We start from the raw sequence: 25,769 nt of genomic DNA, 5'->3' as shown, positions 1-25,769 counted from the left end.
CTTAAAAAAAAGTCCCAATCATTGTTTTGATTGGGGCTTTTTTAGATTTACTTTTAGGTCTCCTAAGAATGTTTCTTGTTAGTAGGAGGCTTAATGCGACAGATAGTCTTAGAGTGTTTAAATTCAAACCAAAAAAAACCAACTAGCTTTTAAAACTAGTCGGTTTTTTATATTAAAATATGTTTTGTTTGCTTTCGCTTAGAACGCGTAGCTTAAACCAAATGTCCAATATGTTTGTAAGTCGTTATCTACATTATCTAATGTAGTTGTATCGTCAGAAATAATAGCATAATTATATGCTTCTTGTCTGTTGTCTCTTAATCCAAATTCGAAACCAAGACCTATACCTTTCCAAACTTCGTAACCTAATGCGTTAGTCCAAGTCCAGTTAGAATAGTCTGTATCTTTGTAAGATTGGAACATAGATAAGTTAGACTTCACTTTTAATTTACCAAAAGATTTAGAATAATCTGCAACAATTTTTGCCCCTAAAGAAGATTCGTAGTCTGAACTACCATCACTAAATACAAAGTTGTAGTTTAAAGGATGGATAACAACTACTAATTCTGAAATTGGTGTCCATGTAACCCCAACCCCTAGGTCTAGGTATCCAGGATCGTTAAAGTTGTTTAATAACGTTGTTCTATATTCAACTAAAGCAGAACCAGCTAATTTTTCATTAAACTTATAACCATAAAGAGAGGTTAAAGTAAAGATATCTGTCGCTTGTCTGTAATCACTTTCATCCGTGTCATCATCTTTGTCGTCAAACTTCACCCAGCTTAAATTGATGTTTGCATTACTATACCAGAAAAAAGTTTCTTGGTTTAATTTTGCATAAGGGTTTATGGTAATAGTAACATTACCTGCAGAGTTGTTAGGAGATCCTTGTGCGTACCAATTGCTAAACTCCGATAAGTTAGCACCAATAGTACCAAAAGCACCATAATGCCATCCTGGGAATTTATCAATTTGTGATTGTAATGCATTTACTTTACCCTGAAGTGCTTTTATAGAATCTTGTTTCTCACTTTTTAAATCTTTTAATTCTTCTTTAGTTTGAGAAAAAGATACTGTTGCAACCAATAGGATGCAGATCGTTAAAATTCTTTTCATAATAGTTTTAATGTAATAAAGTTTATAGTGCAAAAATAAAATATGTGATTTAATAAAGAAGTTAAATTTTACTTTCTTTTATAAAGTGGAACACTTGAGCATGCTTCTCCAAACATTATAGATCGTGCAATAGGTCTGATTTTATTACTAATCATAACATATGCACTTTCTGGTACAGGTTTTTTAGAACACCCTTTTATAATTACTGGGGCATCTTTATATTCTGAAACATCTAAATCGTTAATAATATCTTGATATATTGATGTTTCTAGATCTTTTAAGCTTCCTAAATTTACTTTTTCTACGTAGGGTTCCAGCTCTAATGTAATTAGCATATAAGCCCATGCAGGTACGATAGCATCTGTGCTACACGTTAAAGCAACATAAGTGTTTTGGTATTGTTCCCAATCGTGAGACGCAACTTGTGCTCTAAAATCTAATTCGCGAAGCACTAAACCTTCAGTAAGCCAATCTTTAATGTCAAATAAAATTCTAGATCCAGATGGATAATAATCTTCAAGGTCTAAAACCTTAAGCTTACTATTCGCTACTCTATTTAAAATATCTTCTGCCATATATTAAAGCATTCCTAATTCTAGTTTCGCTTCCTCGCTCATTAATTCTTGACTCCATGGTGGATCGAAAGTAATTTCAACTTCAGCATCTTTTACCATATCGATAGATTTTACTTTTTCTTCTACTTCTAAAGGTAATGTTTCGGCAACAGGACAGTTAGGAGTAGTTAAGGTCATTAGAATTTTTACTTCGGCATCTTCATTTACAAATACGTCGTAAATTAATCCCAATTCATAAATATCTACAGGTATTTCTGGATCGAAAATCGATTTTAAAACCTTTACTATTTTTTCGCCTAATTCGGCTGTATCTATTTCTTTACTCATTTTAATTTAGTTGTGTTTGGTATGCAATAGCATACATTTTTAATTGTTTTACCATACTCACCAAACCATTTGCACGTGTTGGCGATAAATGTTCTTTTAAACCAATTTCATCTATAAAATCGGTGTTTGCATCTAAAATGTCTTTAGGATGCTGATTTGAAAATGCACGGATTAAAATAGCAACAATACCTTTTGTGATAATGGCATCACTATCGGCAGTAAACTCTATTTTATTGTCTTTCATTTCGGCATGAACCCAAACCTTACTTTGACATCCTCTAATTAGGTTGTCGTCGTTTTTAAATTGGTCTTCGATAATAGGTAAAGATTTTCCTAAATCGATCATATATTGGTAACGTTCTTCCCAATCTTCAAACATTGAGAATTCGTCTATTATTTCGTTTTGTATGTCTTGTATCGTCACGTGTTCTATTTTTATCAAAATTACAAATTGTAAATTTGTTATTCAACGGTTTTGGCTAGAGATAAAATGAATTCTACCAAAGGTTTAATTTTAGTATTCGGATTATTATGGTCAAATTCGGATGTACTATATTTTAAATCGGCTTCGGTGATTTCTAATCTTGCTGCAGCTGCTCCGTCGTAAGTGCGTTTCATGGAAGGTGCTTCTAAACTAGATAACGTATTTAAATCTACACCGTCTAATTGATCCATTAGAATATCCCATTCGCTATCAGACATAGTTCTACTCTTGTCAGGACTATATTGTTCTTTTTGAACACGAATTTCTTGATTTTCTATCGTGATTTTTAGAAACATACCTCTAGTAATCGCGGTATATTCTACGAGTACATCGTTTTGGGTAATAGCACTTTCGGAAGGGGTAACAGAATTTTGAGTCTTTTCCGAATTCTTTTTAGTTAATCCGCATGCACTAAATAATATAAGACTTACTAAAAGTGTGAGGTGTTTCATAACTAGAAATTTATACTAGAAAATTACAAAAAAAGAATGCAATGTCAATTTAAGATAACATCATTTTAGCTTTTTTAACACCTGCAACTAAGGTATCTACTTCTTCTTTGGTATTATAAAATGCAAATGAAGCTCTTACTGTTCCCGGAATTTTATAGAAATCCATTATGGGTTGTGCACAGTGATGCCCAGTTCTTACAGCTATACCTAATTTATCTAAAATGGTACCCACATCGTAAGGATGAATACCTTCTAAATTAAATGAAATTACAGATGTTTTTTGTTTAGATGTCCCGTAAATTTTTAAGCCTTCAATTTCCGAAAGCTTAGCAGTTGCATACTCTAAAAGTTCGTGTTCGTAGTTTGCAATGGCATCGAAACCAATACCATTCATATAATCTATAGCTGCGCCAAAAGCAATTCCACCGCAAATATTTGGTGTTCCAGCTTCAAATTTATGAGGTAAACCTGCATAGGTTGTCTTTTCGAAAGTAACTTGATCTATCATCTCACCACCACCTTGATAAGGCGGTAATTTATTTAACCATTCTTCTTTTCCGTAAAGCATACCTTCTCCAGTTGGTCCGCACATTTTATGAGCAGAAGTAACATAGAAGTCTACGTCTAAAGCTTGAACATCTGGTTTAATATGTGGACACGATTGTGCACCATCTATTAAAACGGCTGCTCCAACTTTGTGTGCTTCATCAATTATATACTTAATAGGATTTATAGTTCCTAAAGCATTCGAAATATGATTTACAAAAACTAATTTAGTATTCGCAGAAAGCAGTTTGTCGTATTCGGACATAATTAACTCGCCTTCCAAATTCATAGGAATAACTTTAAGCGTTGCTCCAGAACGTTCGCATAACATTTGCCAAGGCACAATATTACTGTGGTGTTCTAAGGCTGAAACTATAATCTCGTCTCCTTTTTTTAAGAACGACGAAAACCCGTTAGCAACTAAATTAATACCATGTGTTGTTCCTGACGTAAATATAATTTCGTGAGAAAACTTAGCATTAAAGTGCTTTTGAATTTTTAGTCGTGCTTGCTCGTAAGCATCTGTTGCTTCCTGACTTAAAGAGTGTACACCACGATGTATGTTTGCGTTGTAGTTACTATAATAATCTACTATAGCATCGATAACATGTTGAGGTGTTTGCGACGTTGCAGCATTATCTAAATACACTAAAGGTTTACCGTTTACTTGTCTGTGAAGTATCGGAAAGTCTTGTCTTATGTGTTCTACGTTAAACATAATCGATGGTTTAGCCCAGATAGAGGCAGTTTGTTGGAGCTCTTTTTCGAGGAACGAGAAAAAAGCGACTGCCGAAAGCTGGAATTAGCTTCTAATTTTAAAGATCGAATCCTAGATTTACACCTAGTTTTTCTGCTATAATTTTAGTAATACGCGTTTTAACTTCTGGTATTTTAACAGAATCTAAGACGTTATTACTAAAGGCATACATAAGTAAAGCTTTAGCTTCTTTTGCAGGTATACCACGAGAGCGTAAGTAAAACATAGCACTTTCGTCTAGCTGTCCGATAGTACAACCGTGAGAGCATTTTACATCGTCTGCAAAAATTTCTAACTGAGGTTTACTGTTAATTGTTGCTTTATCGCTTAATAGAATATTATTGTTTGATTGGAATGCATTTGTTTTCTGCGCTTCTTTATTTACAACCACTTTTCCATTAAATACTCCAGTACTATTATCGTTAAAAATACCTTTGTAATCTTGGTGACTTTCGCAATTTGGTTCGATATGATGAACTAAAGTGTTATGGTCTACATGTTGTTTTTTACCAATAATAGTAATCCCGTTTAGAGTAGAGTCTATACGTTCTCCATTTTGATAGAAGTGCAAGTTATTTCTGGTTAATTTCCCTCCAAAAGAGAACGTGTGAACAGAAACATGACTTTCCTGTTTTTGGTTCACATACGTGCTATCTATTAACGACGCGTTTTCGTTGTCGTTTTGTAGTTTATAGTAATCTACAATAGCGCGTTTGTTAGCAAAAATTTCGGTTACCGAGTTTGTTAATACAGGATTGTCTGTTAAACTTTGGTGACGCTCTATAATTTGCACATGACTATTCTCGTCTACAACAATTAAATTTCTTGGTTGAAGCATCACGGCTTCTTCCGAACCTGTAGAAAAGTGTATAATCTGAATGGGTTTATTAACCAATTTGTTTTTTGGAATATGAATGTAAGCACCTTCGCTAGAGAACGCAGTATTTAAAGAGGTTAATCCATCTTTTTCTGCTACTTTATTAAAGTAATTCTCTATAACTAAACGGTACTTTGGTTTATTTAAAGCCGAAGACATTAAACAAACATCAATACCATCGTGAGTGGTTTGCGACAAATGTGACGAATATTTTCCGTCGATAAAAATGATTTTATACGCATCTATCTCGTGAATTAAATATGATTTAACATCCCCAAATTCTATAGCATTTTCTTGCTTAGGGAATACGCTATAATCTTGTTTTAAAACACTATTTAAAGACGTGTATTTCCAGTTTTCATCCCTTTTTGAAGGAAATCCGGTTGTTTCAAATATTTTGAAGGCGTCGCTGCGTATGGCATGTACAGGTGTATCGACATCGACTTTATTTTCGAATGCCATAAACGAAGACACTAATTTTTCTTTTAAATCCATTTTCTTAATAGTTTCAAGTTTAAGGTTTCAAGTTATTCGCTTGTAGCCTTATTCAAACTTGCTTCCTTTAAAATCTTTTTTGTTCAAATATGAAACGAAAGCAGGTTGTTGTATGCTTAAGTTTTCATATTCTGAAACTCATATTTTGAATTTTTCTTCTGAAATATATTCTGAATCAAAATTCTATATAATTGAGACCTCATTTCTTCTGTTGAGCCTTTTGGTATAGAAAGTAATTCTCATCGCTTTAAAAACCTTTGGCTATATTACCCCGTTCAGGATTTCTGAAGATATTTTTATTTGGTCTTTTAATTCGTAATAATATTAGATCTGTTTTTGTTCGCACTATATTGTATCTGATTGAATAATTTTCTTGTATATAACCAAGTTTCTAAACCCTCAAATTCTGTTATAGTTGCAATACCTTAAAACAGTTAAATAAATTACGCTTTTACTTCTTCTTTAATCCAATCGTAACCTTTTTCTTCTAATTCGTGTGCTAATTCTTTACCACCAGATTTTACAATTTTTCCATCAAGTAAAACATGTACAAAATCAGGAATGATATAGTCTAATAAACGTTGGTAATGCGTAATAACTACAACTGCATTATCCTTATTTTTTAATTTGTTCACACCATTAGAAACAATACGTAGTGCATCGATATCTAAACCAGAATCCGTTTCGTCAAGAATCGCTAATTTAGGCTCTAACATGGCCATTTGGAAAATCTCATTACGTTTCTTTTCCCCACCAGAAAATCCTTGGTTAAGTGAACGGGATAAAAATTTTCTGTCGATTTCTAATAATTCTGATTTTTCACGAATTAACTTCAACATATCTTTCGCAGGCATATCGTCTAAACCTTTTGATTTGCGCGTTTCGTTGATTGCAGTTTTTATGAAATTTGTAACCGAAACACCAGGGATTTCAATAGGATATTGAAATGATAAAAAGATGCCTTTATGTGCACGTTCTTCAGCCGATAATTCTTCAATATTTTCGTCGTCAAAGAAAATCTCACCATCGGTTACTTCATATTCTTCTTTTCCTGCGATAACTGAAGATAATGTACTTTTACCAGAACCGTTTGGTCCCATAATAGCATGAACTTCTCCAGGTTTAACTTCTAAGTTAATTCCTTTTAAAATAGCTTTACCTTCTACGCTTGCGTGTAAATTATTAATCTTTAACATTACTCTGTATCTTAGTTATTCGTGTTCTTAATTTTTATTGTAGTTGCGTCTTGCGCTAGAGGAGGACTAACTTTTACTATTTCTGTTATTTCAATTTGAAATGGCCAGCCTTCTTCTCCTTCTGATTTTGGTTTTATGATACCCTTAATTTCTACAGGGACCATATCTGTACTTTCTTTTTTGTACGCTTTAGCTTGATTTTCTAATTCGTGCATTTTTTCATTTAAAATAACCCCGTAAACCTCTTCTTTGGTTTGTAAAACGGCAGCATCTGCAAAATACACAAATTCTCCTTTTAGTACTTTAACATCATTGTTTTCTGATTGAGAAATTGTTTCTGTAGCCGTTTTAGATTCATTCTTACAACTTACAAAAACCGAAAGACAAAGTATTAATACGAGTGCTTTTTTCATTTTAAAGGCTATTATAAATGTTTATCCTACAGATCCTTCTAAACTAATTTCCAATAATTTTTGAGCCTCAACGGCAAATTCCATTGGTAATTGCTTTAATACATCTTTACTAAATCCGTTTACAATTAAAGCAATTGCTTTTTCTGTATCGATACCACGTTGGTTACAATAGAAAATCTGGTCTTCACCAATTTTACTTGTAGTTGCTTCGTGTTCGATTTGTGCGGTTTTATTTTTAGCTTCGATATATGGGAAGGTATGTGCACCACATTCATTACCCATTAATAAACTGTCGCATTGCGAGAAGTTACGAGCGTTATCTGCTCTTGGGCTTATTTGAACCAATCCTCTGTATGAATTCTGAGATTTACCTGCAGAAATACCTTTACTAATAATGGTCGATTTAGTGTTTTTTCCTAAATGAATCATTTTAGTACCTGTATCTGCTTGCTGGTAGTTATTCGTTACTGCTATCGAGTAAAATTCCCCAACAGAGTTATCTCCTTTTAAAATACAACTTGGATATTTCCATGTTACTGCACTACCTGTTTCTACTTGTGTCCAAGAGATTTTAGCATTTTTCTCGCATAAACCACGTTTGGTTACAAAGTTGTAAACACCACCTTTTCCTTCAGCATTTCCTGGGTACCAGTTTTGTACTGTAGAATATTTAATTTCTGCATCGTCCATAGCAATAAGCTCTACAACGGCAGCGTGTAATTGATTTTCATCACGACTTGGCGCAGTACAACCTTCTAGGTAACTTACATAACTTCCTTCGTCTGCAACTAGAAGCGTACGTTCAAATTGTCCTGTTCCACCTTGATTGATTCTGAAATATGTAGACAATTCCATCGGACAACGAACGCCTTTAGGAATGTAACAGAAAGACCCATCACTAAATACAGCCGAATTTAAAGCCGCGTAATAGTTGTCTTTTTGAGGTACAATGGTTCCTAAATACTTTCTAACTAACTCTGGATGTTCCTTGATAGCTTCTGAAATAGACATAAAAATAATCCCTTTTTCAGATAATGTTTTTTTGAATGTAGTGGCGACAGAAACAGAATCTACAACAATATCCATAGCGACATTATTCATCTTTTTCTGTTCGTCTACAGAAATTCCTAGCTTTTTATACATAGCTAGTAAATCTGGATCTACATCGTCTAATGTTTTATTTGGGTCTACCGATTTTGGAGCGGAGTAATATGCAATAGATTGAAAGTCTGGTTTTTTGTAATTTACATTAGCCCAATCCGGTTCTTCCATGTCTAGCCAAGCACGATAAGATTCAATTCTCCAATCTGTCATCCATTCTGGCTCTCCTTTTTTAAGGGAAATAGCTCTCACAATATCTTCATTTAGACCTATAGGGAAAGTGTCTGATTCCATATCAGTATAAAAACCATATTCGTATTCCTTGGTTTTTAATTCTTCCCTTAAGTCATCCTCTGTATACTTACTCATATTTAGTATAATGTTTTAAAGTGTAAAGTTATAAAGTTGAATTTGGGATTTTGTAAAAGCCGTGATTTAACTTTATAACTTCGATTACTTTCAACTTTAATTTTTAAAAAATTTTAAAGTGAAAAACTTTCCCCGCATCCACAAGTTCTATTTGCGTTAGGGTTGTTAAACACGAAGCCTGCACCGTTTAAACCTCCTGAATATTCCAGAGTGGTTCCAATTAAGTACAAAAAGCTTTTTTTGTCGACAATAATTTTTACGCCATTGTCTTCGAAGACCTTGTCGTCTTCTTGTTGTTCCTTGTCAAATTTCAAATCATATGACAGACCAGAACAACCACCACTTTTTACCCCTACACGAACGTAGTCGGTTATGGCGTTATACCCATCGTCGGTCATTAGTTCAATGACTTTCTTTTTGGCTGTTTCAGATACTTTTATCATAAATTAAATTAGATTAATTCTAAAGAGGTTGCGAATATACAATTTAAGTAGGTTATTTCCATGGAACCTTACATTATATTAACTAATAGTTGGATTGATTTTGACTATTGTTTTTGAAAACTAGAATTGTTTACGAAAAGTTTATTTTAGAGCACTAAATTGAAATTTTTTGAGTCTTTTTTATTGTTTCTAATGCGATTTGTGTTTTTCTCTTAAATCTGTTTTGTAAATATCTTATTTATAGTATTATAGTGTTATTGTATTTGTTTTTTATTTTTAAATATGAATGATTTTCAATCTCTTTTTATGCTTTAAAGTCTCGTAATAATGAGCTGAAATTTCTTTAGTACATTTTCAATTTAAACATGTTTTTTCGGTTTAAATTCAATTAAAAAAGACTCTTTTTTGAGGCGCTGTATGGTGAATGTTGATTACGTTTTTTAAAAACATGATTATTGTCATAGTTTGTTTACTGGAAGTTTTTATGTGTTCTGAATATTTTAGCTTTTTCAGTTGTATACTATTTGATAATGCTAATTGCAAAATCAGTGCTTGCTTTAGGTGTAATTTGAAATAAGCTTCTTATTTTTGCAGCATGATAGAAGATAAAAATCAACAACGTACAGAATTAAGTCAGTTAGGTGAATTCGGACTTATCGATCATCTGACTAAACATTTCGAAATAAAACAAGAAACGACTATAAAGGGTATTGGAGACGATGCTGCTGTTTTAGATTTTAAAGATCAACAAGTTGTAATTACAACAGATTTGCTAGTTGAAGGGGTGCATTTTGATTTGAGCTATATGCCCTTAAAACATTTAGGTTATAAAGCTGTAGTTGTTAATTTATCTGATGTGTTTGCTATGAATGCAAATGCAACTCAAATTACCGTATCTATTGCGATGTCTAATCGTTTTCCGTTAGAGGCTATTGAAGAATTATATGCTGGAATTGAAACTGCAGCCAAGACTTATGGTGTAGATGTTATAGGTGGAGATACAACCTCGTCTACAACAGGATTGCTAATTTCTGTGACTGCTTTAGGGACAGTGGCTAAAGGTGATGTGGTGTATAGAAACGGTGCGAAGCCTAACGATTTATTAGTCGTTACAGGTGATATTGGAAGTGCATATATGGGGCTTCAGGTTCTTGAAAGGGAGAAGGAAGTCTTTAAAGTAAATCCAAACAGTCAACCAGATTTAGAGCCTTATACCTATATTATCGAGCGACAATTAAAGCCTGAAGCAAGACAAGATATTATAAAGCTATTAAAAGATTTGGAGGTTAAGCCAACTTCTATGATAGATATTAGTGATGGTTTGTCTTCAGAGATTATTCATTTATGTAAGCAAAGTAAAGTGGGATGCGATTTATACGAAAACAAAATTCCTTTAGATCCGCAATTTATTAGCACTTGTGAAGAATTTGATATCGATGGAACTACAATCGCGTTAAGTGGAGGTGAGGACTACGAATTGTTGTTTACTGTATCTCAGGAAGATTTTCCTAAAATTAAAGCCAATCCAAATTTAACTGTAATCGGTTTTATGACTGAAGAAAATGCAGGAATGCACTTGGTAACACGAGCAGAAACTAAAATACCTCTAGTCGCGCAAGGTTGGAATGCCTTAGACGGGAAATAATTATATTAAGTAGTAAACAGCTCAGGAAATATGCGTCTATAAGATGTGATTTTCTGAGCTGTTTTTTTAACCTGTGTTTTTTGTGTCCGTGGTCTAGTTATTAAAGAAGAGTAAGTACTGCGACTTGCTTATTCGATAAAGCTTACGAGTTCGTCTAACATTTCGTTTTCATTTTCAATATGACTCATATGGCCGCCAGTTAATTCTACTAATTTAACCTCTGTGTTTACGGTTTGTTGAAAGATGATGTTAGGATCCATTACCGGGTCGTTTTTGCCGTAGATAATCATCTTTTTGTAAGGAGAAAAGTGTAATAAAATTTCTAAATCATTTCTCACTTTCATGCCTTCTTGAGCAGCGATATAACCTTGTATAGGTGTTTTTAGTGCCTCTTCTTTTATCCACTTTATGTCTTCAGCGAATTTTTTAGTATTTTCTGGTCTAAACAAATTCGAGACAGACATACTAACAACCGTTTTGTAGTTAGCCTTTGCAGCCTGAACGGCTCTGTTTCTTAAACTAACACGATCTGGTTTGTCTGGTTTAGCGTGCGAATTCAATAAAACCAAACCTTTTATATTATCAGGTAAGCGTTCTGCTAAAACCAAAGCGACATACCCACCCATAGAATGTCCTACAATATGGTAACGTCTAATTTTTAAATGATTTAAAACAGTCTGTACGGCATCGGCCATCATATCCATAGTGTGAATATAACCTATACAGGCAGTATCTCCATGACCTAGTAAGTCAATACAAATCACACGATTTTTCTTAGCTAAAACAGGAGCTGTACGTTTCCACATACTACTGTTTTCTAAAAAGCCGTGAAGTAGAATAATTGCTGTTCCCTTACCTTGGTCACTAAAATATATAGGAGAACCTTTATGTTGTAAAATCATATTTAATAAATGTTAAAACAAAGATAATAATCGTAGGCTAATTTTCATCTAATAATCCAAAGTAGGTCGTTATTTTACATGTAATTTAGATTTTAATACATTACGAAATCGCTTGTGTGACAAACGTTACACTTTATTAAAAGAGTTTGGTCCAATTTTGTATTGAAACTAAGAGGTACAATGAAAAGAATTATAGTAATTGGAGGGTTATCTGCAGGACCATCTGCAGCAGCTAAAGCGAGAAGAGAAAATGAACAAGCAGAAATTATTTTGTTCGAAAAAGGAGCTAATATAAGTTACGCGACTTGCGGAATGCCGTATGCTTTTTCTGGAGTAATAGAAAGCAGGGAGAACTTACTGGTTGTAAAACCAGCCTTACTTAAAACGCGATTTAATATTGATGTGCGTTTAAATGAAGAAATTATAAGAATTAATACTAAAGAGAAAATCGTTTATACTAAAACCGATGGTTATAGGTATGATACTTTAGTTTTTGCTACAGGCGCAAGTTCTGTCGTGCCGCCAATCGATAATATAAAATTAGCACATAGCTGGTCTACGTGTCGTTCTATGGTCGATTTTGATAAGATTACAAATGAAGGACTTACTAGTACATCAAAACATATTACGGTAGTTGGTGGTGGATTAATAGGTGTTGAAGTTGCAGAAAATTTAAAAGAGGCAGGAAAAAATGTGACTTTAATTGAAGGCTCTCCTTTTGTTTTAAATATGTGGGAGAAAAAATTTGCAAAATTTGGAGAGGCGGTTCTTATTTCGAAAGGCATAGAAGTGTTATCAGGAACTTTTGTGTCTAAATTCGATATCGATGAGAATGGAAAGATTTTAGCAGTTATTACAAGCGATGGTAAGCGTATCCCAACAGATTTCGTAATTCTTAGTGCAGGAATTAAACCAAACACACAATTACTTTTGGATGAAGGTGCAGAAGCCATTGGTAATGGTGCATTAAAAGTAAATGCGTTTATGGAAACTTCTATTAAAGATGTATTTGCTGCGGGAGATAATATTTCAATTAGAAACTTGCAGACTAACGAAGACGATTATTTCCCTTTAGGAACGCATTCTAATAAAGCCGGTCGTGCGGCAGGATCTAATGCCACAGACGGGAATATAACTTTTAAAGGGGCTTATAAAACGGCTATTGTTAAGGTGTTCGATTATACATTGGCAAGAACAGGTATGAATGCTACGGCTCTAAATAAAAACGGAATCGATTTTAAATCTGTTTTAGTGGTTGCAGGATCTACACCTAGTTATTATCCGAATCCTAAAGATTTAATTATAGAATTGTATTACGACCCTAAAAGCGATGAGATTCTAGGAGCAGAGCTTTTTGGGGAATATGGTGTAGATAAACGTGTCGATGTTTTAAGTACTGCGATTTATGCTAAATTAAAAGTAACCGATTTACCTAGATTAGATTTGGCATATGCGCCGCCTTTTTCACCTGCGAAAGATCCTGTGGTTGTTGCCGGTTTTGTAGTCGAAAATATTCTGAATAATAAAAGCACACAAATTTCGGTTGAAGCTTTAGAACAATTTATGGACAACACGCCTAAAGAGGATTATATGCTATTGGATGTTAGAAACGAGAATGAATATGAAAAAGGAACCATTCCTGGCGCTGTTAATTTTCCGCTAGACGCGTTAAGACAAAATATTGATAGCGTGCTTGCTCAAGAGAAAAAAGTGATAGTGTTTTGTCAGAAAGGATTACGTGGTTATTTAGCAGAATCCATTCTAAGACATAATGGCGTCACAGATATTTTTAATATTGGCGGCGGTTTTAAAATCTGGGAGATGTATAGCGATAAAATTGAATATCCAAACTTATAATACTTTGGTTATTGATTAGTCTAAATAAATACGTCATGCAGAATTTATTTTAGCATCATATAAAACAATGTGAAAGAGTTAATTATGAGACTCTTAAATAAGTTTAGGTTGACGTTTAGCAATGTATCGTAGTTAAAAAAGTTATTGATAATCGTCAGCTAAATTCCTTTTTATAGAATAAAAAAACGTTGCTTTTAAATAGTTTAGAAGCAACGTTTTTTGTAAATATTATTGGTTTGTCCACTAAAGTGTCTCAACTTAACTACTAACTACTAACTACTAACTACTAACTACTAACTACTAACTACTAACCATTAACTATGTAGGCGTTTAATTGCTGAAAAGGCCTTGTTTACATAAAGCTCTTCAACCAAAACAGTGAATTCATTTGTTGTAGAAACCACTTCGTAAAGCGTAATGCCTTCCCAAGCCAAACGTTTAAAAATCTGATAGTATAAACCCGCAATTTTAGTATTATCGGCAGGGAGATTTATGCTAATGGCCGAAAGATTATTTTGAAGTCCTATTTGCTGTTCATTAGAAAATAAGGTATCAATATGATTTTGTTCGGAGCTAGAAATCACAATATTACTTTCGTGAATTCCGCGAGTAAATGCATAAAAGATATTCGATTTATCACCGATTTTATGAATTACTTTGGCGTGACTTTCAAATAAAGTAGTGGAGTTTTTAAACGTGTAATTCGATAAATTAGAACGCACGGTTATATCTCCTAAATTATTTAGGACACGTTTTAATCGTACCGAATTTCCTAAATCTTTAGGTGGCGAATAGCGACGTAAAGCCATCATTATGGCGCCAGATTTTACGGGTTTTCTAAGCATTTCTGTTATCGGTTCTACCAGCTCGTTTGCTAAGGCAGAGTAATTCACAATGTTTCTAGAAATGGCTTCCTCTAAAAAAGGTTGCGCTAATAATATTTCTTCTACACAAGAGGCTATAGTTCTCATTTGTTAACTATTTAACAATTTGTACAAATTTAGAACAAATTTTTCATTTTTATTTTAAATCGTCCAACTCTAATTACATTTGAACCTTTAAAACTAAAAAATATGCTTGTATTAAAATTTGGAGGAACTTCTGTTGGATCAGTTAAAAACATGACTAACGTTAAAAGTATCGTGTCAGAAGGTGGTAGAAAAGTTGTGGTGTTATCGGCGATGTCTGGAACTACAAATGCTTTAGTTGAAATATCGAAAACAATTATTGAAGGAGAATCTCAAGATGCTTTAAATCGTATTGAGGCCTTGTATCAGAATTATGTGGTTGTTGTGAACGATTTGTTTTCGAAACAAGAATTTATCGATGAATCGCTGCAATATATAGACTCTGTTTTTGCAGAATTAAGAGCATTAACAAGTCAGCCTTCAAACAAGTTACTTTATAAGATAATTGTATCTAAAGGGGAATTGTTATCTACGTTTATGTTTAGTCGTTTTTTACAACAAGATGGTATAAAAGCAACATTAATTTCGGCCTTCGATTTTATGCGTACCGACAGATTGCAAGAGCCAGATTCGTTTTACATAAAACAAAATTTAGGGCGTATTTTAAATGATAATTTAGAGACTGAAGTTTTTATTACACAAGGCTTTATCTGTTTAGATGCGGATGGTGATATTTCTAACTTAGAGCGTGGTGGAAGCGATTTTACAGCAAGTATTATTGGGGCAGCTGTCGATGCTGAAGAAGTGCAAATTTGGACCGATATTGATGGGTTCCATAATAACGATCCTAGATTTGTACATGATACAGATGCTATTTCTCATTTATCTTTCGATGAGGCAGCTGAATTGGCGTATTTCGGAGCGAAAATTTTACATCCGCAAACGGTTATGCCTGTACGTGATTTGAAAATTCCAGTCCGTATTAAAAACACAATGGAGCCTGCTGCTCACGGAACATTGATTGATGATTCTGCAGAAGGTGAAGGTATAAAAGCTATTGCAGCTATTGATGGCATTACGGCGATTAAAATTAAATCGGCTCGAATGCTTCAAGCATCTGGTTTCTTGAAGAAAGTATTCGAGATTTTTGAGAAATATCATACGTCAATTGATATGATTACGACTTCCGAAATAGCAGTGTCTTTAACGATAGACGATGCGACGTTTTTACGTGATATTGTAGCTGAATTAGAAGAGTTTTCTAAAGTAGAAGTAGATACGCATAGAACGATTGTTTGTGTGGTAGGAAACAATATTGTGCATCACCCAGATACGCATAAATTGTTTCAAATCTTACAGGATATAAATATTAGGATGATCTCTTACGGAGGAAGTAATAATAACATTTCGCTTTTAATAAATACTAGCGATAAAACAGAAACACTTCAGAAATTACATCGTTATGTATTTGAAACGGTGTTAGCTAAAGTGTAGATTGAAAATAAGAAAATGACGTATAGAAAAGCTATCGAAAAAGATTTGAAATCTGTCGCCGAATTATTTGATTCTTATCGCGTTTTTTATGAAAAAGAATCAGATTTGGAGAGTGCTGAAAAATTCATTTTTGAAAGATTAAAAAACAATGATTCTGAAATTTTTATTGCTGAAAATGAAAGTCTTGAATTAGTTGGTTTTGTTCAGCTGTATCCTTTGTTTTCTTCAACGAGAATGGAGAAATTATGGCTGTTAAATGATTTGTTCGTAAATGCTGATTTTAGAGGCAAGGGCGTGTCTGTAAATTTAATTGATACTGCTAAAAATTTAGTTAGAGAAACTCATGCTTGCGGTCTGTTTTTAGAGACTTCAAAAACGAATATAATTGGAAATAATTTATATCCAAAAACGGGCTTTAAATTAAATAATGATTCTAATTATTATGAGTGGAATAATAGCTAAAAACCTATTATGACAATTTAATAACTGTTCAGATTAATTATAATTAGGTAAAAACGGAACCTTTAGTGAGGTTCCGTTTTTTTTTTATGAATTTATATTATTTAAAAGGAGTAACCAATACGTAAATGAAGGTTGGCGGCAACTACATTTTTATCGCCGTAATAATAGTCGTCTTTATTAACTAAGTAACGACCGTAGCCTAGGCCAAAACCTGCTTCGTAATTAAAATGATTCCCAATATGTCTGCGGATTCCCCAAGTCGGAATAATTAATACGTCTCCAATAAAATTTATATGGTCTGCGTCCGAAATCGTGAACCAATCCGGGTGATAACTCGTTTTAATGGATACAAAATTTCCTGTATTATTTGCAGTGCGTCTTCCTTTTTTTGTGCGTTTCTTTAAATTGTAATACCAGCGAGGTTCTATGGTAAATCCAGGTGTAAGTAAAAAACCGTTTATATCGTTAATGTCATTACCCCAAACTCCAGCGTCAAGACCAATTTCACTGTGTAAAGCAATGCTGTTTGTTAGTCGGGTTTCATTATAGCCATAAAGTCCCAGAAACCCTGTTTGTATGCCGTAAATAGATTTTTCGACACTTGTGGTTTGGGCGTTTGCAATTATTGAAATGATTAAAAAAGAGAATGTAAATAGATGGTTTTTCATAATAGTTGGTTGCGAATAAACAAATCAAATATCATAAAAAAAAGCAGAACTCAATGCGAAGTTCTGCTTTTTAAAAATATATAAGGACAATTAAATGTTACTTATTCATCAAGTCCTCAATTTCGTCTGCTTCAATTGGAATGTTACGCATTAAATTAAATGGTTCTCCGTTTTCTTGAATTACGACATCATCTTCAATTCTAATCCCGAAACCTTCTTCGGGGATGTAAAGTCCGGGTTCTACCGTGAATACCATATTAGCTTGCATTGGCTCTGTTAAAATCCCGTAATCGTGAGTATCTAATCCCATATTATGAGACGTTCCGTGCATAAAGTATTTTTTATAGGCTGGCCAATCTGGGTTTTCGTTTTGCACATCGGCTTTGTCTAGTAAACCAAGTCCTAATAATTCAGAGGTCATAAGTTTTCCTACTTCAAAATGATAATCTGCCCAAATAGTTCCTGGAACAAGCATTTTTGTGGCTTCGTTTTTAACGCGGTTTATCGCATTGTAAACTTGTTTTTGTCGGTCTGTAAATTTTCCTGAAACAGGAATAGTTCTAGACATATCGGACGAGTAATTTGCGTATTCTGCACCTACATCAAGCAATATTAAATCGCCTGCTTTACATTCTTGATTGTTTTCAATATAATGTAATACGTTGGCATTATTTCCTGAAGCGACAATTGGTGTGTATGCAAATCCTTTAGAACGGTTATTTAAAAATTCATGCATAAATTCCGCTTCAATATTGTATTCCATGATGCCTGGTTTGACAAAATTTAAAATACGACGGAATCCTTTTTCTGTAATATCACAAGCATCTTGGATTAAATCTAATTCGATCTTATTTTTTACAGAACGTAAGCGCTGTAAAATAGAGTTGCTTTTGGCAACACTATGCGCTGGATATTTCTCTCTTAACCATTTGTTGAATCTGTCTTCTCGAGTTTCAGTTTCTACATTGGCTCTATAATGTTCGTTAGTGTTTATGTAAACCGTATCACATTGTGTCATGATTTCTTTAAAAACACGCTCGAAATCTTGCAACCAATACACGGTTTTTACTCCTGATGTTTTAAAGGCTGCTTCTTTATCTAATTTAGCACCTTCCCAAACAGCGATATGTTCGTTGGTTTCTGTTAAAAAAAGGATTTCACGATGTTTCGGATTTGGACAATCTGGAAATAAAACTAAAATACTGCGCTCTTGGTCTACGCCACTTAAATAGAAAATATTGCGATCTTGTTGGAAGGGTAATGCGCTATCTGCCCCAATTGGGTACACGTCGTTTGAGTTGAAAACAGCCAAACTTTTCGGTTTCATTTGAGCTTTAAAATTTGCTCTATTTTGGATGAATAAATCTGAATTTATGTGATGATATTTCATGTGAAATAAGTTTAAATATGATGTTTTTTCAAAATTACATATATAATAGGTTTTGGTGTAAATTGAACACTTAAAAAGATGTTAAAGATTTTTATTAACGGTTGCTTTTAATATTTTTTAGCAGTTGTGCTCGTGTGGTCACCGAGTATTTAATGACACAGTCGTTTTAAGTGAAAAATTGACTAACTTTAAAAGAAGAAGCCTTAAAGATTTTGCTTCAACGTTTGACTAAAAAGTGAATTTGTTTTAATAGACTGTAATACAGTTGTTTGTTGGGTTCTTTAAAATCGTTCTAAATATAAATTAAAAGGTCTGAGTTTTTGCCTATAAAACTATTCTAGTTTAAATTTGTTGGGAATAAAACTAACATTAAAAATAATGAGCGGATTTCTTAAATCTTCGATAGGAAGAAAAATTGCAATGGCACTTTCGGCATTCTTCCTTATGTTTTTCTTAATAATGCATTTAGCGGTAAACATCATGTCTATTTTTAGTCCTGATTTGTTTAACGAGATGTCTCATTTTATGGGAACAAATCCATTAGTTCAATTTGCTTTACAACCGGTATTAATATTTGGGGTTGTATTTCACTTTGTTATGGGGTTTGTATTAGAGATTAGGAACAGAAAGGCAATTGGAGTGAAGTATGTACAAAACAACGGTGCAGCTAACTCAACATGGATGAGTAGAAATATGATTCTTAGCGGAATTGTAATTCTAGCATTCCTTGTTCTTCACTTTATCGATTTCTGGTTTCCAGAGATTAATACTAAATATATTTTAGGCGATATGTCTGGACTACATGATGGTGAATATAGATATTACCACGAATTGGTACAGAAATTCCAAAACCCACTTAGAGTTGTTGCTTATGTTGTAGCATTTATCCTTTTAGGATTGCACTTAGCACACGGGTTTACATCTGCTTTCCAATCTATGGGATCTACAGCAGGTCGTAAAGCATCATTAGAAAAATTCGGTAAAGCATATTCAGTTATTATTCCATTAGGGTTTATAACAGTAGCTGTTTTTCATTATTTTAACCATTAATCTTAAATACAAATGGCTTTAGATTCAAAAGTACCAGAAGGTCCAATTAAAGATAAATGGACAGATTATAAAAATCATATAGATCTTGTAAACCCTGCAAACAAACGTAATATAGATATTATTGTTGTTGGTACAGGTTTAGCAGGAGGTTCGGCAGCAGCAACGTTAGCCGAATTAGGATATAACGTAAAAGCATTTGCTTATCAAGATTCTCCTAGACGTGCACACTCTATTGCGGCACAAGGAGGAATAAATGCAGCGAAGAACTATCAAGGTGATGGGGATTCAAACTACAGATTATTTTACGATACTGTAAAAGGTGGAGATTACCGTTCTCGTGAGGCAAACGTTCACCGTTTGGCTGAGGTGTCAGGTAATATTATCGACCAATGTGTGGCTCAAGGGGTTCCTTTTGCACGTGATTACGGTGGACTATTAGATAACCGTTCGTTTGGTGGTGTATTAGTGTCAAGAACATTTTACGCTAAAGGACAAACAGGACAACAATTACTATTAGGCGCATATTCAGCAATGAACCGTCAGATTGCTCGTGGAAAGATTGAAATGTTCAATCGTCACGAAATGTTAGACGTTGTTAAAGTTGGTGGAAAAGCGAGAGGTATTATTGCTCGTAATTTAATTACAGGTGAGATAGAACGTCATTCAGCACATGCTGTTGTCATTGCAACAGGTGGTTACGGAAATGTATATTTCTTATCTACTAACGCGATGGGTTCTAATGCTACTGCAGCTTGGAAAATTCATAAAAAAGGAGCGTATTTCGCAAATCCGTGTTATACACAAATTCACCCAACATGTATTCCACGTTCGGGAGATTATCAGTCTAAATTAACGTTGATGTCTGAGTCTTTACGTAACGATGGTCGTATTTGGGTTCCTGCTAAATTAGAAGATGCTAAAGCGATTCAACAAGGGAAATTAAAACCTACAGACATTGCTGAAGCAGATAGAGATTATTACTTAGAAAGACGTTACCCTGCGTTTGGTAACTTAGTACCACGTGATGTTGCATCTAGAGCAGCTAAAGAACGTTGTGATGCGGGTTACGGTGTTAACGCAACTGGTGAAGCTGTATATTTAGATTTTGCTTTTGCAATTAATCGTTATGGAATAGAGCAAGCAAAAATTCATAATATTGCTAATGCATCTCCAGAAAAAATATACGAATTAGGACAAGCAATTGTTGAAGAGAAATACGGAAACTTATTTCAAATGTATGAGAAAATCGTTGACGAGAATCCATACAAAACACCTATGATGATTTATCCTGCAACACACTATACAATGGGTGGTGTTTGGGTTGATTATAACTTAATGACTACTGTAGAAGGTCTTTACTGTATTGGTGAAGCAAACTTCTCAGATCACGGTGCAAACAGACTTGGAGCTTCTGCTTTAATGCAAGGTTTAGCCGATGGTTATTTTGTATTACCTTATACTATTGGACATTATTTGTCTCATGATATTAGAACTGGAAAAATTCCAACAAATACTCCAGAATTTGACGCTGTTGAAAAAGAAGTTAAAGATCGTATCGATTTCTTCGTTAACAACAACGGAACAAAATCTGTAGATTATTTCCACAAACGTCTTGGAAAAGTGATGTGGGATAAAGTAGGAATGTCTAGAAACGAAAAAGGTTTAACTGAAGCTATGGCCGAAATTAAAGCGATTCGTGAAGAATTCTGGAAAGAAGTTAAGGTTCCTGGTTCTGCAAACGAAATGAATGTAGAATTAGAAAAAGCTGGACGTGTAGCAGATTTCTTAGAATTAGGAGAATTGTTCGCTAAAGATGCTTTAGTAAGAAGAGAATCTTGTGGAGGTCACTTTAGAGAAGAGTCTGTAGAATTAGACGGAGAGCAACAAGGTGAAGCAAAACGTGACGATGTTAACTTTGCGTTTGTATCAGCTTGGGAATACAAAGGAGAACCTGCAGATGCGGTTTTACATAAAGAGGAATTAGAATTTAAAGATATTGAACTGAAACAGCGTTCATACAAATAAGATTGACATTATGGATAATATGAATCTAACGCTTAAAATTTGGAGACAAAAAGACTCAAGTACAAAGGGTCAAATGGTCGATTATAAAGTAACTGATATCTCAGAACATATGTCTTTCCTTGAAATGATGGATGTTCTAAACGAACAATTAGTAAACTCTGGTGAAGAGCCAGTAGCTTTCGATCATGATTGTCGTGAAGGAATTTGTGGTATGTGTTCTTTATATATTAACGGTGAAGCTCACGGTCCAGATCGTGGAATCACAACCTGCCAATTACACATGAGAATGTTTAATGATGGCGATACTATTACTATCGAACCATGGAGAGCAGCAGCTTTCCCTGTAATAAAGGATTTAATTGTAGATAGAATGGCTTTCGAGCGTATTCAGCAAGCAGGAGGTTACATTTCTGTAAATACGTCTGGAAACACGCAAGATGCGAACTCGTTACCTATTTCTAAGCATGCTGCCGATGAAGCTATGGATGCTGCAGCTTGTATTGGTTGTGGAGCTTGTGTTGCAAGTTGTAAAAACTCTTCTGCAATGTTATTCGTTGGGGCTAAAGTATCTCAATACGCTTTATTACCACAAGGTCAAATTGAAGCTGCAGACCGTGTTAAAAACATGGTTGCACAAATGGATCTTGAAGGTTTTGGTAACTGTACAAACACAGGAGCATGCGAGGTAGAATGTCCTAAAGGAATTTCTTTAGATAACATTGCTCGTATGAACAGAGAATTCGTAAAAGCAAACATAAAAGGATAATCAAAACCTTTTAATTGTTATAATATTAAGAATCCCAAGCACACAGCTTGGGATTTTTTGTTTAGTTTTATCCGTGTTATTTAATTCCTTATAAATTCCTAAATGAAATCTCCAATCACTTTCTATACAGAACAATCTCGAATTCATCACCTCAAAGCGACCGCTCTTAATAAGCAAATGCGCATGCTAAGTGTCTTGCGATTATTAGTGTTTATAGTGGCTGCTTATGCAGTGTATGTAACTTTCTCGAACTGGCAGGTTGCAGTGGCTATTGCCGTTGTTGGGATCAGCTTGTTTTTATTTTTATTGCTGAAGTATACAAATATTAAGCAGAAACGTAATTTAGAAAAAGCCATTGTAGCTTTAAATGAAGATGAAATAAAAATTAAAACTGAAGGTTTTTTCGATCGTTTAGACGGTTTAGAATTTCAAGACCCGTTGCATGAATATTGTCTAGATATCGATTTATTTGGTCGAGGTTCTTTCTTTCAGAACATTAATCGCACGTATATAAAAGAAGGAACGGAGAAGCTTTCTGAAGCGCTTAAGGCAAATGATATCGATAACATTACTACGCGTCAAGATGCTATTAAAGAATTGTGTGGTAAAGCGATTTGGAGACAAAATTATAGCGCGATCGCTAGTTTGATTAAAGTTGAAACTTCTGCAAAAAGTATTAATGAATGGTTGTCTAATTATAAACCTAAATTCAAACCTTTTCTAAAAGTATTACCTTGGATATTTACACTAGTAACCCTTGTTGTTTTTGCCTTTGTATATGTAAACATGGTGTCTGCAAATTTGCTAGGAATCTGGTTGTTACTCGGATTAGTAACTACCGGAATCTATTTAAAAGCGATAAATATTATTGCGTCTAAAACAGATAAACTAAAGGAGACCTTTAAGCAATATGCTGGTTTATTAGATAACATTGAACAAGAAATATTTCAGTCGGAATTATTGATTGAAATGCAAAATAAGATTACCCAAGACCGGGAGAAGGCATCAGAAATTTTTTCTGAGTTATCACGTTTATTAGATCGCTTGGATAATAGAAATAATTTAATATCTGCCATTTTTGGAAACGGCTTTTTTCTATTAGATATTAAAAACGCTTATGCTATCGAACAGTGGATTAAAAAATATTCGCACAAAACAACAGATTGGTTCGATGTCATTTCGTTTTTCGATGCGTATAATTCTTTAGGAAATTATACCTTTAATAATCCCGAATTTATCTTCCCTGAAATTAATAAAAATCAAGATGTAATTCTGGCTAAAAATTTAGGGCATCCGTTATTGAAATCAGATAAACGTGTCGATAACGACTTAAACATTAAAAACGAAGAGTTCTTTATTATCACTGGAGCAAATATGGCCGGAAAAAGTACATTCCTTAGAACGGTTTCTTTACATATTGTTATGGCTAATGTGGGTTTACCTGTTTGTGCAGAAAGCAGTGCCTATAATCCGATAAAGTTAATTACAAGTATGCGTACAAGCGATTCGTTAACCGACGATAGTTCGTACTTCTTTTCAGAGTTAACGCGTTTAAAATATATTGTAGATGCGATTCAAACGGACCGTTACTTTATTGTTTTAGATGAGATTCTAAAAGGAACAAATAGTACAGATAAAGCGATTGGTTCGCGCAAGTTTGTCGAGAAATTAGTGGGGTCTAATGCAACCGGAATTATTGCGACTCACGACTTGAGTTTGTGTGAAATTTCAGAGGAATTATCCGAGGTGAAAAATCATTATTTTGATGCCGAAATTATTAATGACGAGTTGCACTTTGATTATACATTTAAAGATGGAATTTGCCAGAATATGAATGCAAGTTTTTTACTTAAAAAAATGGAAATAATATAAGGTTTAAAAGTATTTAATATCTTTAAAAGAGTATTGTTTTTAGAATTGTTGTTTTTTGAATTTTGTGTTAATTTTATCACATTATTTTTATTCCTAAAAGCCGATTGTTTTTTAATAAAAACTTAAGGATTTCAATATTGTTTATAGGTTTAAATAGTTGTAATTTAATTGGTTACTTGTGTTTTTTGTTTCTGTTTTTATCTTGTTAATTGTCTTACAAATTCTTCGAAAAATAAGCAACTTTCATTTTGAACTACTCACCGGTTTTTTGCGTGTATTATTTTTAGATAGATCCAAAAATAATGCAGCTATTTTATATCGTATTCTTAATTGCTTTTTTTATGTGAAATACGTGCTTAATTGAACAAGAAAGAAGTGTGTGTTTTTCAGTTCTCGACTCCGCTCGAACACCCTAAAAGGACATGGTTTTTATTTAATCGGCAGTGTAAAAAAAAAACGCCACTTTCAATTCTGAAAGTGGCGTTTCTAATATCGTGGTATTTTATTATTAAATTATCTCAGTTTTAAAGAGTCTAAGCTGTGAAAGAAGAAATCTTTTTCATCGTTCATAGATACAAATAATCCGTTTGGATATTTACTACCTAAAGGCTGTGTTGTTACATCGCAACCATCAGTTTCAATAGTGCCTAAATTTAATGTTTTTACATAGCTATTATCGCCACGGTTAAAAATATTAAAACTGTGATCTTGTTGGTTAGAAACAATTAAAAAACCTTCATTATTTGTATAAGTGGCTAAGGCGATTCCTTCAATATCATCTGTAAAATATTCAGATCCAAACATTGAAATTTGAGCATCTCCTTTTTCTGGGTCTGCATAGAATTTACGTATACCAACACCTTCGTCAGAAAAATATACATGCCCTAAAGCGTCGTCTACAACTAATGCTTCAATTTCTTTATTACCACTAAATGTCCCGAATTTTCTAACCAATTTAGCTGAAATCTTACCCGTATTTGTCGTTAACTCGTATTGGTATAAATACCCTGCTGTTGGTCCTTTTTTACGGCTAACAATAGCATAGGTTTTATGTGTCTCAGGGTTTTGATATATACTAATTCCCATAGGACGTCTTAATTCTAAATCTGTTTCGTCTTCAAAAACAGGGAATCCGCCATTATCTAAAGGCGTCATGTCGGGAACGGAGTATAATCGCATTTGATGTTTTTCACGTTCGGTAAACATCATAATATCTATTTGAGTAGAATCGTTTAAAGCGAAACTGTATTCAATATCTACATTATTTGGGTAGCTTACACCTGTAAGACTTTTGTCTTTAATTATTTTTCCATCCAAATCGAAGGCATAGACACCACCATTAATCTCATCTTTATCTGTTCCGAACACAATACTTTGCGCTGGATTATTTTTGTTTACCCAAATGGCCGGATCGTCTGTGTCGTGAGGTGTTTTTTGAGAGACTAAAGTGGGCTTGATTTCTGGTAAAGAAGTCGTGTTTTTACAAGCTGTAAAACAAACTGAGGCTACAGCAATACTAAATAAATATTTTTTCATGTTTTGAGTTTTTAAATGGAGATGTTATGTTTTGTAATTCTCT

At 33.8% G+C, this 25,769-nt stretch carries 24 protein-coding genes; 8 read left to right on the top strand and 16 right to left on the bottom strand.

Annotation, left to right across the window (positions count from 1 at the left end):
• Positions 1-198: 198 nt before the first annotated feature.
• The 11 genes from ACFFVB_RS01725 to ACFFVB_RS01675 all read right to left on the bottom strand — a co-directional run bounded on the left by ACFFVB_RS01725 (position 199) and on the right by ACFFVB_RS01675 (position 9,151).
• Positions 199-1,116: a DUF3078 domain-containing protein gene (locus ACFFVB_RS01725; protein ID WP_382380532.1), complete on the bottom strand. Its 918-nt coding sequence runs from the start codon at positions 1,114-1,116 to the stop codon at positions 199-201.
• A 68-nt stretch (positions 1,117-1,184) separates the two neighbouring features.
• Positions 1,185-1,691: a DUF2480 family protein gene (locus tag ACFFVB_RS01720; RefSeq protein WP_382380530.1), complete on the bottom strand. Its 507-nt coding sequence runs from the start codon at positions 1,689-1,691 to the stop codon at positions 1,185-1,187.
• Positions 1,692-1,694: 3 nt separating this feature from the next.
• Positions 1,695-2,018 (bottom strand): DUF59 domain-containing protein, encoded by a 324-nt coding sequence (locus tag ACFFVB_RS01715; RefSeq protein WP_382380528.1) that lies wholly within the window; start codon positions 2,016-2,018, stop codon positions 1,695-1,697.
• Between the two features lies 1 nt (position 2,019).
• Entirely contained in the window at positions 2,020-2,442 is a 423-nt protein-coding gene (locus ACFFVB_RS01710) for a SufE family protein (protein ID WP_382380526.1), read from the bottom strand.
• 38 nt (positions 2,443-2,480) lie between these two features.
• Positions 2,481-2,954, bottom strand: coding sequence for a hypothetical protein (locus ACFFVB_RS01705; protein ID WP_382380524.1), 474 nt, complete (start codon positions 2,952-2,954; stop codon positions 2,481-2,483).
• A 49-nt stretch (positions 2,955-3,003) separates the two neighbouring features.
• Positions 3,004-4,218 carry an aminotransferase class V-fold PLP-dependent enzyme gene (locus ACFFVB_RS01700; protein ID WP_382380522.1) on the bottom strand — a complete coding sequence of 405 codons (1,215 nt, stop codon included), beginning with the start codon at positions 4,216-4,218 and terminating at the stop codon, positions 3,004-3,006.
• 97 nt (positions 4,219-4,315) lie between these two features.
• Positions 4,316-5,629 (bottom strand): Fe-S cluster assembly protein SufD, encoded by a 1,314-nt coding sequence (gene sufD / locus ACFFVB_RS01695; RefSeq protein ID WP_382380521.1) that lies wholly within the window; start codon positions 5,627-5,629, stop codon positions 4,316-4,318.
• A 443-nt stretch (positions 5,630-6,072) separates the two neighbouring features.
• Positions 6,073-6,825, bottom strand: a complete 753-nt coding sequence (gene sufC, locus ACFFVB_RS01690; RefSeq protein WP_382380519.1) for a Fe-S cluster assembly ATPase SufC — start codon at positions 6,823-6,825, stop codon at positions 6,073-6,075.
• Between the two features lie 11 nt (positions 6,826-6,836).
• Entirely contained in the window at positions 6,837-7,238 is a 402-nt protein-coding gene (locus ACFFVB_RS01685; protein ID WP_382380517.1) for a hypothetical protein, read from the bottom strand.
• A gap of 21 nt (positions 7,239-7,259) precedes the next feature.
• Complete coding sequence (sufB, locus tag ACFFVB_RS01680) at positions 7,260-8,708, bottom strand: Fe-S cluster assembly protein SufB (RefSeq protein ID WP_382380515.1); 1,449 nt, start codon at positions 8,706-8,708, stop codon at positions 7,260-7,262.
• Positions 8,709-8,821: 113 nt separating this feature from the next.
• On the bottom strand, positions 8,822-9,151 hold the full coding sequence (locus ACFFVB_RS01675; RefSeq protein ID WP_382380514.1) for a HesB/IscA family protein: 330 nt from the start codon (positions 9,149-9,151) through the stop codon (positions 8,822-8,824).
• A gap of 595 nt (positions 9,152-9,746) precedes the next feature.
• Between ACFFVB_RS01675 and thiL the strand changes: the two genes are divergently transcribed.
• On the top strand, positions 9,747-10,796 hold the full coding sequence (thiL, locus tag ACFFVB_RS01670; RefSeq protein ID WP_382380512.1) for a thiamine-phosphate kinase: 1,050 nt from the start codon (positions 9,747-9,749) through the stop codon (positions 10,794-10,796).
• Between the two features lie 128 nt (positions 10,797-10,924).
• Here the strand turns inward: thiL and ACFFVB_RS01665 are convergent, their stop codons facing one another.
• Positions 10,925-11,698, bottom strand: coding sequence for an alpha/beta fold hydrolase (locus ACFFVB_RS01665; protein WP_382380510.1), 774 nt, complete (start codon positions 11,696-11,698; stop codon positions 10,925-10,927).
• Between the two features lie 180 nt (positions 11,699-11,878).
• Between ACFFVB_RS01665 and ACFFVB_RS01660 the strand changes: the two genes are divergently transcribed.
• Positions 11,879-13,555, top strand: coding sequence for an FAD-dependent oxidoreductase (locus ACFFVB_RS01660; RefSeq protein WP_382380508.1), 1,677 nt, complete (start codon positions 11,879-11,881; stop codon positions 13,553-13,555).
• Positions 13,556-13,869: 314 nt separating this feature from the next.
• Here the strand turns inward: ACFFVB_RS01660 and ACFFVB_RS01655 are convergent, their stop codons facing one another.
• Positions 13,870-14,526 (bottom strand): hypothetical protein, encoded by a 657-nt coding sequence (locus ACFFVB_RS01655; protein ID WP_382380506.1) that lies wholly within the window; start codon positions 14,524-14,526, stop codon positions 13,870-13,872.
• 102 nt (positions 14,527-14,628) lie between these two features.
• On the opposite strand from ACFFVB_RS01655, the gene ACFFVB_RS01650 reads away from it, so the two are divergent.
• Together ACFFVB_RS01650 and ACFFVB_RS01645 are read left to right on the top strand one after the other, a co-directional pair.
• Complete coding sequence (locus ACFFVB_RS01650; RefSeq protein ID WP_382380504.1) at positions 14,629-15,957, top strand: aspartate kinase; 1,329 nt, start codon at positions 14,629-14,631, stop codon at positions 15,955-15,957.
• A 15-nt stretch (positions 15,958-15,972) separates the two neighbouring features.
• Entirely contained in the window at positions 15,973-16,419 is a 447-nt protein-coding gene (locus ACFFVB_RS01645; protein WP_382380502.1) for a GNAT family N-acetyltransferase, read from the top strand.
• A 101-nt stretch (positions 16,420-16,520) separates the two neighbouring features.
• On the opposite strand, the gene ACFFVB_RS01640 is transcribed toward ACFFVB_RS01645, so the two are convergent.
• A complete protein-coding gene (locus ACFFVB_RS01640; protein WP_382380500.1) occupies positions 16,521-17,087 on the bottom strand; it encodes a hypothetical protein in 567 nt (188 codons plus the stop codon).
• 97 nt (positions 17,088-17,184) lie between these two features.
• A complete protein-coding gene (locus ACFFVB_RS01635) occupies positions 17,185-18,477 on the bottom strand; it encodes an aminopeptidase P family protein (protein ID WP_382380499.1) in 1,293 nt (430 codons plus the stop codon).
• A 378-nt stretch (positions 18,478-18,855) separates the two neighbouring features.
• Here ACFFVB_RS01635 and ACFFVB_RS01630 point away from each other — a divergent pair, with 378 nt between their 5' ends.
• The 4 genes from ACFFVB_RS01630 (at position 18,856) to ACFFVB_RS01615 (ending at position 24,190) form a co-directional block, all read left to right on the top strand.
• On the top strand, positions 18,856-19,527 hold the full coding sequence (locus tag ACFFVB_RS01630) for a succinate dehydrogenase cytochrome b subunit (protein WP_382380496.1): 672 nt from the start codon (positions 18,856-18,858) through the stop codon (positions 19,525-19,527).
• 12 nt (positions 19,528-19,539) lie between these two features.
• The gene (locus ACFFVB_RS01625) at positions 19,540-21,552 is read left to right on the top strand and encodes a fumarate reductase/succinate dehydrogenase flavoprotein subunit (RefSeq protein WP_382380494.1); all 2,013 of its coding nucleotides are present in this window, start codon (positions 19,540-19,542) and stop codon (positions 21,550-21,552) included.
• A gap of 10 nt (positions 21,553-21,562) precedes the next feature.
• Complete coding sequence (locus tag ACFFVB_RS01620; protein WP_382380492.1) at positions 21,563-22,318, top strand: succinate dehydrogenase/fumarate reductase iron-sulfur subunit; 756 nt, start codon at positions 21,563-21,565, stop codon at positions 22,316-22,318.
• A gap of 102 nt (positions 22,319-22,420) precedes the next feature.
• Positions 22,421-24,190 carry a MutS-related protein gene (locus ACFFVB_RS01615; RefSeq protein ID WP_382380490.1) on the top strand — a complete coding sequence of 590 codons (1,770 nt, stop codon included), beginning with the start codon at positions 22,421-22,423 and terminating at the stop codon, positions 24,188-24,190.
• Positions 24,191-24,703: 513 nt separating this feature from the next.
• Here the strand turns inward: ACFFVB_RS01615 and ACFFVB_RS01610 are convergent.
• The gene (locus ACFFVB_RS01610; RefSeq protein WP_382380488.1) at positions 24,704-25,726 is read right to left on the bottom strand and encodes a phytase; all 1,023 of its coding nucleotides are present in this window, start codon (positions 25,724-25,726) and stop codon (positions 24,704-24,706) included.
• Between the last annotated feature and the right edge of the window lie 43 nt (positions 25,727-25,769).

Source organism: Formosa undariae (assembly GCF_042427615.1).
Lineage (GTDB): Bacteria > Bacteroidota > Bacteroidia > Flavobacteriales > Flavobacteriaceae > Formosa > Formosa undariae.
Note: the sequence above shows the minus strand (reverse complement) of the source record. Positions and strands in the feature narration are given on the sequence as shown.

Coding starts and splice junctions, on each gene's coding strand:
- ACFFVB_RS01725 (WP_382380532.1), bottom strand. CDS start 1,116: ATGAAAAGAATTTTAACGATCTGCATCCTATTGGTTGCAACAGTATCT.
- ACFFVB_RS01720 (WP_382380530.1), bottom strand. CDS start 1,691: ATGGCAGAAGATATTTTAAATAGAGTAGCGAATAGTAAGCTTAAGGTT.
- ACFFVB_RS01715 (WP_382380528.1), bottom strand. CDS start 2,018: ATGAGTAAAGAAATAGATACAGCCGAATTAGGCGAAAAAATAGTAAAG.
- ACFFVB_RS01705 (WP_382380524.1), bottom strand. CDS start 2,954: ATGAAACACCTCACACTTTTAGTAAGTCTTATATTATTTAGTGCATGC.
- ACFFVB_RS01700 (WP_382380522.1), bottom strand. CDS start 4,218: ATGTTTAACGTAGAACACATAAGACAAGACTTTCCGATACTTCACAGA.
- sufD (WP_382380521.1), bottom strand. CDS start 5,629: ATGGATTTAAAAGAAAAATTAGTGTCTTCGTTTATGGCATTCGAAAAT.
- sufC (WP_382380519.1), bottom strand. CDS start 6,825: ATGTTAAAGATTAATAATTTACACGCAAGCGTAGAAGGTAAAGCTATT.
- ACFFVB_RS01685 (WP_382380517.1), bottom strand. CDS start 7,238: ATGAAAAAAGCACTCGTATTAATACTTTGTCTTTCGGTTTTTGTAAGT.
- sufB (WP_382380515.1), bottom strand. CDS start 8,708: ATGAGTAAGTATACAGAGGATGACTTAAGGGAAGAATTAAAAACCAAG.
- ACFFVB_RS01675 (WP_382380514.1), bottom strand. CDS start 9,151: ATGATAAAAGTATCTGAAACAGCCAAAAAGAAAGTCATTGAACTAATG.
- thiL (WP_382380512.1), top strand. CDS start 9,747: ATGATAGAAGATAAAAATCAACAACGTACAGAATTAAGTCAGTTAGGT.
- ACFFVB_RS01665 (WP_382380510.1), bottom strand. CDS start 11,698: ATGATTTTACAACATAAAGGTTCTCCTATATATTTTAGTGACCAAGGT.
- ACFFVB_RS01660 (WP_382380508.1), top strand. CDS start 11,879: ATGAAAAGAATTATAGTAATTGGAGGGTTATCTGCAGGACCATCTGCA.
- ACFFVB_RS01655 (WP_382380506.1), bottom strand. CDS start 14,526: ATGAGAACTATAGCCTCTTGTGTAGAAGAAATATTATTAGCGCAACCT.
- ACFFVB_RS01650 (WP_382380504.1), top strand. CDS start 14,629: ATGCTTGTATTAAAATTTGGAGGAACTTCTGTTGGATCAGTTAAAAAC.
- ACFFVB_RS01645 (WP_382380502.1), top strand. CDS start 15,973: ATGACGTATAGAAAAGCTATCGAAAAAGATTTGAAATCTGTCGCCGAA.
- ACFFVB_RS01640 (WP_382380500.1), bottom strand. CDS start 17,087: ATGAAAAACCATCTATTTACATTCTCTTTTTTAATCATTTCAATAATT.
- ACFFVB_RS01635 (WP_382380499.1), bottom strand. CDS start 18,477: ATGAAATATCATCACATAAATTCAGATTTATTCATCCAAAATAGAGCA.
- ACFFVB_RS01630 (WP_382380496.1), top strand. CDS start 18,856: ATGAGCGGATTTCTTAAATCTTCGATAGGAAGAAAAATTGCAATGGCA.
- ACFFVB_RS01625 (WP_382380494.1), top strand. CDS start 19,540: ATGGCTTTAGATTCAAAAGTACCAGAAGGTCCAATTAAAGATAAATGG.
- ACFFVB_RS01620 (WP_382380492.1), top strand. CDS start 21,563: ATGGATAATATGAATCTAACGCTTAAAATTTGGAGACAAAAAGACTCA.
- ACFFVB_RS01615 (WP_382380490.1), top strand. CDS start 22,421: ATGAAATCTCCAATCACTTTCTATACAGAACAATCTCGAATTCATCAC.
- ACFFVB_RS01610 (WP_382380488.1), bottom strand. CDS start 25,726: ATGAAAAAATATTTATTTAGTATTGCTGTAGCCTCAGTTTGTTTTACA.